General features: G+C 30.9%; 1 protein-coding gene. It reads left to right on the forward strand.

From position 1 onward, the window contains the following. The coding region (locus tag KTQ83_RS12130; protein WP_217256982.1) for a hypothetical protein at positions 1-311 on the forward strand (311 nt) is incomplete at both ends.

Below are 311 nucleotides of genomic sequence, written 5' to 3' on the forward strand. Positions count from 1 at the left end.
TTCATAAGGCATTCAAGATCTGTTTTGATCGTGCCTATAAGGATGTTACTTATTCAGAAACAGATCAAAGAATGATCAAGTCCTTTTATGGTACAAATGATTATTTTCCTTTGTCTGCCATTTATGAGGCCAAGGCTTTGGTGAAAAGTCTTAAATGTCTTGAAAAAGAAAATCAAGATATGATTAAGACTCGTCTTAAAAAGATAAACAAGAAAATCAAAAAGAACGAGAAACAATTGAAGAAGGCTTTAAAGGAAAAAGAGAAACTGATCAACAGATCCAAGAAAAAGAAATATACAGAAGAAGATTAT

This window comes from Holdemanella porci (genome assembly GCF_019052655.1).
Classification (GTDB): Bacteria; Bacillota_I; Bacilli_A; order Erysipelotrichales; family Erysipelotrichaceae; genus Holdemanella; species Holdemanella hominis.